This is a genomic window from uncultured Frigoribacterium sp. (assembly GCF_963515265.1).
Classification (GTDB): domain Bacteria; phylum Actinomycetota; class Actinomycetes; order Actinomycetales; family Microbacteriaceae; genus Frigoribacterium.
Genome location: NZ_CAUPYL010000132.1, coordinates 1 through 7,354, shown reverse-complemented (window position 1 = coordinate 7,354; position 7,354 = coordinate 1). Strand labels below are relative to the sequence as shown.

The 7,354-nt window shown below is 71.6% G+C and carries 7 protein-coding genes; 5 read left to right on the top strand and 2 right to left on the bottom strand.

What is annotated here, in order from left to right; all coding sequences use genetic code 11:
• Window positions 1-248: 248 nt before the first annotated feature.
• The 4 genes from RWM17_RS10460 (at window position 249) to RWM17_RS10445 (ending at window position 4,972) form a co-directional block, all read left to right on the top strand.
• Window positions 249-1,823, top strand: coding sequence for a hypothetical protein (locus RWM17_RS10460; protein ID WP_314103426.1), 1,575 nt, complete (start codon window positions 249-251; stop codon window positions 1,821-1,823).
• Between the two features lie 150 nt (window positions 1,824-1,973).
• Window positions 1,974-2,384, top strand: a complete 411-nt coding sequence (locus RWM17_RS10455; RefSeq protein WP_314103424.1) for a DUF3060 domain-containing protein — start codon at window positions 1,974-1,976, stop codon at window positions 2,382-2,384.
• Window positions 2,385-2,416: 32 nt separating this feature from the next.
• A complete protein-coding gene (gene wecB / locus RWM17_RS10450) occupies window positions 2,417-3,475 on the top strand; it encodes a non-hydrolyzing UDP-N-acetylglucosamine 2-epimerase (protein WP_314103421.1) in 1,059 nt (352 codons plus the stop codon).
• Window positions 3,476-3,550: 75 nt separating this feature from the next.
• Window positions 3,551-4,972 (top strand): polysaccharide biosynthesis tyrosine autokinase, encoded by a 1,422-nt coding sequence (locus tag RWM17_RS10445; RefSeq protein ID WP_314103418.1) that lies wholly within the window; start codon window positions 3,551-3,553, stop codon window positions 4,970-4,972.
• 101 nt (window positions 4,973-5,073) lie between these two features.
• On the opposite strand, the gene RWM17_RS10440 is transcribed toward RWM17_RS10445, so the two are convergent.
• The gene (locus RWM17_RS10440) at window positions 5,074-6,492 is read right to left on the bottom strand and encodes a right-handed parallel beta-helix repeat-containing protein (protein WP_314103415.1); all 1,419 of its coding nucleotides are present in this window, start codon (window positions 6,490-6,492) and stop codon (window positions 5,074-5,076) included.
• A gap of 92 nt (window positions 6,493-6,584) precedes the next feature.
• On the opposite strand from RWM17_RS10440, the gene RWM17_RS10435 reads away from it, so the two are divergent.
• A complete protein-coding gene (locus RWM17_RS10435; protein WP_314103413.1) occupies window positions 6,585-7,076 on the top strand; it encodes a pilus assembly protein CpaE in 492 nt (163 codons plus the stop codon).
• On the opposite strand, the gene RWM17_RS10430 is transcribed toward RWM17_RS10435, so the two are convergent.
• Window positions 7,054-7,354 (bottom strand): methyltransferase (locus RWM17_RS10430; RefSeq protein ID WP_314103410.1); only part of this gene is annotated, 301 nt, incomplete at its 5' end. The two genes, RWM17_RS10435 and RWM17_RS10430, sit on opposite strands and share 23 nt — an antisense overlap.

Sequence of the window (7,354 nt, the reverse complement as noted above, 5' to 3'; positions counted from 1 at the left end):
CCCGAGCCAACATGGGCACCTCGAACTGGATGCTCGAGTTCGTCCAGGACAAGGGCACCGTGAACGAGCACAAGGCCACGGTCTACAACTTCGCCCCCCGGGACTGACCCCCGAGCGACGACGAACACCAGAGGCCCTCGTGGCGGAGCATCCGCTCCACCACGAGGGCCTCCTCAATTTCACACTTTACTTTTACATCTGACATGATCGTCGAGGTTCACTGAGGAACCCCGATCGAAAGGTCCACGATGAAGAGAAGCCCCGTGATCACCGCCGTCGCCGCGGGAGGCTTGATCGTCCTCCTCGCAGGGGCGGCTGCCCCGCCCGGCCCGACCGGCCCCGTCAGCGGATCGCCGACAACCGCTCTGATCGACCCGTCCGACCACCACCCCCTCACGGGCGCCGTCGAGTCCGTCGACTCCGCCCGGCAGACGGCCGTGTTGGACGGGACAGCGAGCCCTGGCGCGCAGATCCGCGTCGGTGACACCACACTGACCACCGCCGCGGCCGACGGGGCGTGGCGTGGCGTGGCCACCGGCCTCTCGGTCGGCACGAACTCCCTCAGCATCCAGCAGCGCGTCGACGGCGCCCTCGTGGACACCATCGTCCGACAGGCCGACGTCACGCCGCCGCAGGCTGCCCCGACCGTCGACGTCACGTACACGGACGATGTCGACACCCCGGCTCAGCTGCGCGGCACAGGACAGGACGAGGCGACCATCCGGGTGCTCGACGGCGACCGACAGATCGTCCCCGACCGCACCGTCGTGGGCGGCGCGTGGTCCGCCGAGGTGCCCACCTCCCTCGGCGCGGGCACCCACCTGCTCACCGTGCAGCAGCTCACCGGCGGACGGCTCGTCGGCTCGGTGGAGCAGCCCGTCGACCTGGGAGGGGCGCCATCGGCCGACTCGCCCGCCCCGGGCGTGGTCTCCCTCGGGACCGCCCCGGTCGAGGGGGCCGACGTCGAGCGCGCCCCCCACCCGCAGGTCGGCGTCACCGTGACCAACCCCGCCGACGTCTCGGCCGGGTACACGCCCGACGCCGCCTTCACGTTCCGCGGCACCGCCGCACCGGGAACCACGCTCACCGTGCAGAACATGTGGGGGACCCACATCGCGACCAGGAGAGTCGACCGCGACGGCGACTGGAGCTGGACCCGTGCCCACATGGGCACGAGCACATGGCAGCTCGAGTTCGTGCAGGACAAGGGCGGCCCACAGGAGGCGACGGCGACCGTGTACGACTTCCGGCCCCGCGTCGAGCAGCCTGCCGTCGGCATCACCGCTCCCGCCGACATCTCGGCCGGCTACACGCCCGACGCCCCCTACACGTTCCGCGGCACCGGGGCCGCCGGCCACACGATCAGCGTGCAGAACATCTGGGGCACCCCCGTGGGCCGCGCGATCGTCGACCCCGACGGCACCTGGCAGTGGACCCGGGTCACCATGGGCACGAGCGTGTGGTACCTCGAGTTCGTGCAGGACGAGGGCCTCGCCAGCCAGTCCGTGGCGACGGTCTACGGCTTCCGACCTGAGATCGTCACCGGGCCGGCCGTCACCGTGACCCAGCCGGCCGACCCGGCTCTCGGCTACGAGGTCGGCAGGCCGTTCACGTTCACCGGCACCGCCACGCCGGGCAAGACGATCAGGGTGCGCAACGTGTTCGGCACCTCGATAGCCAGCACGCGCGTCGAGGACGACGGGACCTGGAGCTGGACGCGCCAGTACATGGGCACGTCCGTCTGGCACCTCGAGTTCGCCCAGGACGCGGGGACGCCTGCCGAGCAGTTCGCCCCGGTCTACCACTTCGGGCCGCGCCCCTGACGCGGGGCTGAGGGGGAGGCGACTCGCGGGGGCGCCTCCTCCTTGCGCATCTCACGTATGAGTGTAAAATATTTACTACGAGAACATCACTCCGTGCGATCGCGTGCGTTGCTGCCTCGAACACTCACCGTACCGACACGAAAGCGTGACATGACGAAGAAGACGCTCCTCCTCCCCCTCACCGTGACCGCCGCCCTCGGCTTCGCCCTGACCGGCTGCACGTCGTCCGTCGACCCCGTCGAGACACCGACGTCGACCCCGACGACGCAGGCCGCGGCACCCGACGACCAGTGCGTCGACGGCGTGGCCTTCATGGACCTCACCGACGGCGGCGAGAAGGAGCTCGCCGACGGGTGCGAGACGGTCGTCGTCATCGGCGAGGGCGGAACCCTCTCGCTCGGTCCCGTGACGACCCTCAGCCTGATGGGCATGGGCACGACCGTCGAGGCCGACACGGTCACGCGCGTCGAGCTCGGGGGCAACGACAACACCGTGACCCACACAGGAGCCGCCCCCGAGCAGGTCGGCGACGGCACGGGCAACACCGTCACCGCCCGCTGACCCCGTCCGCCACGCCCGCCGAGGAGGATCCCGTGCGCATCACCAGCATCGTCGGAGCGCGACCGCAGTTCGTCAAGCTCGCCCCGGTCGCCCGGGCCCTCGCGGGCCTCTGCGACCACCGCATCATCCACACGGGTCAGCACTACGACATCGCGATGTCCGACGTGTTCTTCGCCGAGCTCGACATCCCGCGACCCGACCACCACTGCGGGGTCGGCTCGGAGTCGCACGGCGCGCAGACCGGCCGGATGCTCGAGAGCATCGAGCGCCTCCTGGTCGACGACCGGCCCGACGCGGTCATCGTCTACGGAGACACCAACTCCACGCTGGCGGCGGCTCTCGCGGCCACGAAGCTGCACGTGCCCGTCGTGCACCTCGAGGCCGGCCTGAGGTCGTTCGACCGCAGCATGCCCGAAGAGGTCAACCGCGTCATGACCGACCACACGGCCGATCTCTGCCTGGCGCCGACGCTCGGCGCGATGGCGAACCTGGCCACGGAGGGCCTCGGCGCGCGCAGCCTCCTCGTCGGCGACGTGATGACCGACATCCTCTTCGACGTGCGCGACGGCCTCGATGCCGCGACGGCTCCTCCACCGCCCTTCGACGGCGCACCCTTCACCCTCGCCACGCTGCACCGGCCCGCGAACACCGACAGCCCGGAGCGCCTCCGCGAGGTGATCCGGGGGCTCGCCGGCCAGGACCGACCTACCCTGCTGCTCGCGCACCCGCGCCTGGTCGCCAAGGCAGCGGAGGCCGGCGTGCAGCTCGATGTCGGGAACATCGCCGTCCGCGGGCCCGTCGGGTACCGCGACCTCGTCCGTCTCGTGCTGTCGTCGTCGGGGGTCGTCACGGATTCCGGCGGCCTGCAGAAAGAAGCGTTCCTCCTCCGGCGTCCGTGCGTGACCGTCCGTTCTGACACGGAGTGGACCGAGACCGTCGAGCTCGGCTGGAACGCGCTGGTCGGGGAGCGGCCGTCCGACATCGCGACCGCTCTCTCATCGCTGCCGACGCCCGGCACCGACGAGACGCCGTACGGCGACGGTCGTGCCGCTCAGCGCACGGCCGAGGCGGTCCTCGAGTTCGTCGCCTGAGCCGTCGGCTCCCACCCGATCCGAGCTGCGCCGATCCCTCGGCCTGCTGCCTCCCCTCACCCGAAAGGCCCTGCCATGCCCGCCATCGACATCGCGCGCGCGATCGTCGCCCGCTGGTTCGTCGTCGTCCTGGGCGTCGTGCTGGGCGTCGGCGCCGCCGCGGCCCTGACCGCCACCATCACCCCGACCTACGCGAGCACGACCGAGGTGTTCGTCGCCGTCCGCAGCCAGTCCGAGTCGTCGGCGACCGAGATCGCCACCGGGTCGAACGCCGCGCAGCAGAAGCTCACCACCTACAAGGACCTGGTGACCACGCCCAGGGTGCTGGCCCCGGTGATCGAGGAGCTCGACCTGGACACCACGCCAGTCCGTCTAGCCGACCAGGTGGCTGCCTCCGCGACGACGTCGAGCGTCATCTTGACCATCACTGCGACGGCCACCGACAGGACCACGGCAGCCGCGATCGCCGACGCCGTGACCGACAGCCTCGTCACCGTGGTCACGACGCAGCTCGAGCCCGAGGTCTCGCCCGGCGTGCCGTCGGTGACCCTCGAGCTCGTCACCCCCGCCGTCGAGGCGGCCTCCGCGAGCAGCCCCCACACTCGGGCGAACCTGGCACTCGGCGCTGCGTCGGGCGCATTCGCGGCCGCCGCTGCCGTCCTGCTCCTCAAAGCCCTCGACACCAAGGTGCGCGGACGAGACGACCTTCCCCAGGGCATCGAGCTCCCCGTGGTGGGTGAGATCGCGTTCGACGCGCAGATGCCCCGTCGACCCCTCATCGTGCGAGACGACGGGACGAGCCCCCACGCAGAGTCGTTCCGCACGCTGCGGACGAACATCCAGTACCTCGACACCGACCACGTGGCCGGCGCCCTCACCATCGGCGTCACGTCGTCCACCGCATCCGAGGGCAAGACGACGACGACGGCCAACCTCGCGATCGCCCTGGCCGACTCCGGCCTACGAGTCGTCGTGGTCGACGCCGACCTCCGCCGCCCGGCCCTGGCGACGGTCCTCGGCCTCGAGGGCGCGGTCGGGCTGTCGGACCTGCTCATCGGCAAGGTCGAGCTCGACGACGTGGCGCAGCCCTGGGGCCGCGACGAGCTGACGGTGGTCCCCTCCGGCTTCATCCCGCCCAACCCGAGCGAGCTGCTCTCGTCGAAGGCCATGGAGACGCTGCTCTCGACGCTCGGCGACACGTACGACGTGATCGTGATCGACACCCCGCCGCTGCTCTCCGTGACGGACGCCGCCCTGATCGCTCGGCTCGTCGACACGATGCTCCTCGTGGTCGCCACCGGTCGCACCCGTCGCGAAGACGTGCGGCGGGCGGTCGACCGCCTCACGGCCGTCGGCACCCGGCCTCGGGGCGCCATCTTGACGATGACCCGTCATCGCCGCGGCACGGATCCGTACTACCGGTACGTGCCGAACGAACAGCGCCCCGCGGCCCCGGCACTCCGCCGGCTCTCGTTCCTGCCCGCGCGGTCGACCTGACGGTCGGCGACGAGAGCGCAGCCCCCGCCAGCGCTCCCCTCACGCACGGCACGGTGACGGCGACGTCGGCACCGTGAGCGCGAGGGGAGCGGTCGCCGACGTCAGGCCCCGTCGCCGTACCTGTTGACGACGGACTTCGAGCCCCACACGGCCAGGTCGGTCTGCGACCAGTCGTTCCCCAACAGGTCGAGCTCGTTGCCCGCCAGGCCGACGGCGACGCCCCTGACCGGTCTCGCCGGTGCGTCGCCGCCCGCCTCGAAGCGCGTCGACGAGATGGTCCCCGTGTTCGCGCCGCTGCGCACGGTGACGACCGCCATCGCGCCTCCTGGAGACGCCGGTCGCAGCACCGTCGCCGAGTTCCGCAGCAGCATGACGGCGTCGTTCGAGTGGTACAGCACGAGGGCGCTGCCCACGCAGGACTCGAACGCGTTGCCGCTGACGATGACGTCACGCGTCAGATAGAGCACGATCCCCCCTTCGCTGCCCCCGCCGTGCCCCCGCACCACGTTGTCGACCACGACCCCCGTGGCCCGCTCGGCAGCTGAGCCGACGGTGTCGCCGGCACCCTTCACGACGATGCCGGCACCCGGCACGTCGAGGCCGACCCGTTCGACCGTGTTGCCCGAGACCACCACGTCGAGAGGTGCCCAGAGGGTCGAGCCGCGGTCGACCTCGTGCTTGCAGGGCACCATGGCGATGCCGACCCGGCAGTCGCGGACCGTGTTGCCGGTGACCACGATGCCCTCGCCGGCGTGGGTGTCGATGCCCTCCCACGAGGCGACGCCCGACACGGTGTTCGAGTCGATGAGGATCATCGACGATCGCGGGGCCTGCGCGAGGGGAACGGTGTCGTCCCGCGACACGATGACGCCGTAGCTGTTCACGTAGGGCGACGGCTGGTTGACGCCGTCGATCGTGCAGTCGCGGACGACCCCGTACGAGCACGAGAGCATCAGCACCCCCGCGTAGGCGACGTCGCCGATGGTGCAGCCCGCGATGGTGAACGACCGGCAGAAGGAGGCGAAGATCCCGTCGTGCGTGAAGCCGGTGATGGTGGCGCCCTCGACACGGAGACCGTCGATGGGCGCCTCGACCGTCCCGGCCGCGACGATGCCGCGCCCCAGACCCGTGCGGCTGCCCGAGGTACCGGCGAGCACGACGTCTCGCAGGGTCACCCCGCCGGCGCGCACCTCGATCGCCGCCACGTCGGCGGTCATCGTGAGACGGCCAGCTCCGGAGAACACGATCGTGACGGGCCGGTCGACGACCAGCGGGGCCGCCCGGCTCCACGGACGCGTGACGGTGAGCGTGCCGCCCTCGGGCACGGCGGCCAGCGCCTCGTCGAGCGTCGCCGCGCCCGCGTCGTCGTGACGCGTCACCGCACAGTCCGCGGCGTCCGCCCAGGCCGCGCTCGGTGCTCCCCTCGTCGTCACCGCGGCCGCGGCCGCCCCTGCGCCGCCGATCAGGAGCGCTCGCCGCCCCACCGTGCCGGGACCGTGCCCTGCTGCTTCGTTCCTCATGCCGCCTCCTCTAGCGCTTGTATGCACTGATGGTATATGCCTCATGTGACGGCCTGCGGGTCGTGACGGCGCGTCGGGCGCAAGATGGACGCATGATCGACGTCGACCTCGCCCGCCGCCTCGCCGACAGCGGGCTGCGGTGGCGCCCCGCCACGGGAGACCGCTTCGTGATCGACACCGTCGGCTTCGCCGAGGACGTCTTCACGCTGAGCGAGATGACCATCGAGGCGCACGAGCACCCCACCGGCACCGTGCTCGGCTTCAACGGCACCACCGAGTGGGCCCTGGACTCGGTGGCGGCCGACGACTCGCTGTGGCTGCCTCGGGAAGACCAGCTGCGCCTCCTGCTGTCGCGTGCGTTCCGGTCGTTGACGCGTGTCGGCACCGGGGACAGCGAGGTGAGGGTCGTCATCGACGGCGACGAGCGGGTGTTCACCGCCGCAGATGCCGAGGACGCCTACGCCCAGGCCCTGCTCGCGTACATCGCGGCGTCGGTGGCCCTGGACGACCCGGACGTCGCGAGCGACCTCGACGGGGCGGGCGGGCCGGACGTCGCCGACGTCAGCGACGCGTCGACGCCGTGACCGTGAACTTCGGCGTGCGCAGCACCTGCCGGGTGGGCCCGACCGACGCCTCGAGCGCCGGTCGGTACGCGAGGTGCGAGTTGTAGACGGTCCAGAGCTCGCCCCCGGGACGCAGCAGCCGCGCGGCCGCGTCGAACAGCCGCGGTGCGAGCCCGGTGTTCACGGCCGCCCCGACGTGGAACGGCGGGTTGAGCAGCACCAGGTCGGCCGACCCCTCAGCCAGGGCGTCGCCCGCGTCGGCGCGGACCACGCGCACGCGGTCGCCGACGCCGTTGGCC

Bases quoted from the DNA above. Each gene is read 5' to 3' on its own strand.
- RWM17_RS10460 (WP_314103426.1), top strand. From the start codon at position 249: ATGAAGAGAAGCCCCGTGATCACCGCCGTCGCCGCGGGAGGCTTGATC.
- RWM17_RS10445 (WP_314103418.1), top strand. From the start codon at position 3,551: ATGCCCGCCATCGACATCGCGCGCGCGATCGTCGCCCGCTGGTTCGTC.
- RWM17_RS10455 (WP_314103424.1), top strand. From the start codon at position 1,974: ATGACGAAGAAGACGCTCCTCCTCCCCCTCACCGTGACCGCCGCCCTC.
- RWM17_RS10440 (WP_314103415.1), bottom strand. From the start codon at position 6,492: ATGAGGAACGAAGCAGCAGGGCACGGTCCCGGCACGGTGGGGCGGCGA.
- RWM17_RS10435 (WP_314103413.1), top strand. From the start codon at position 6,585: ATGATCGACGTCGACCTCGCCCGCCGCCTCGCCGACAGCGGGCTGCGG.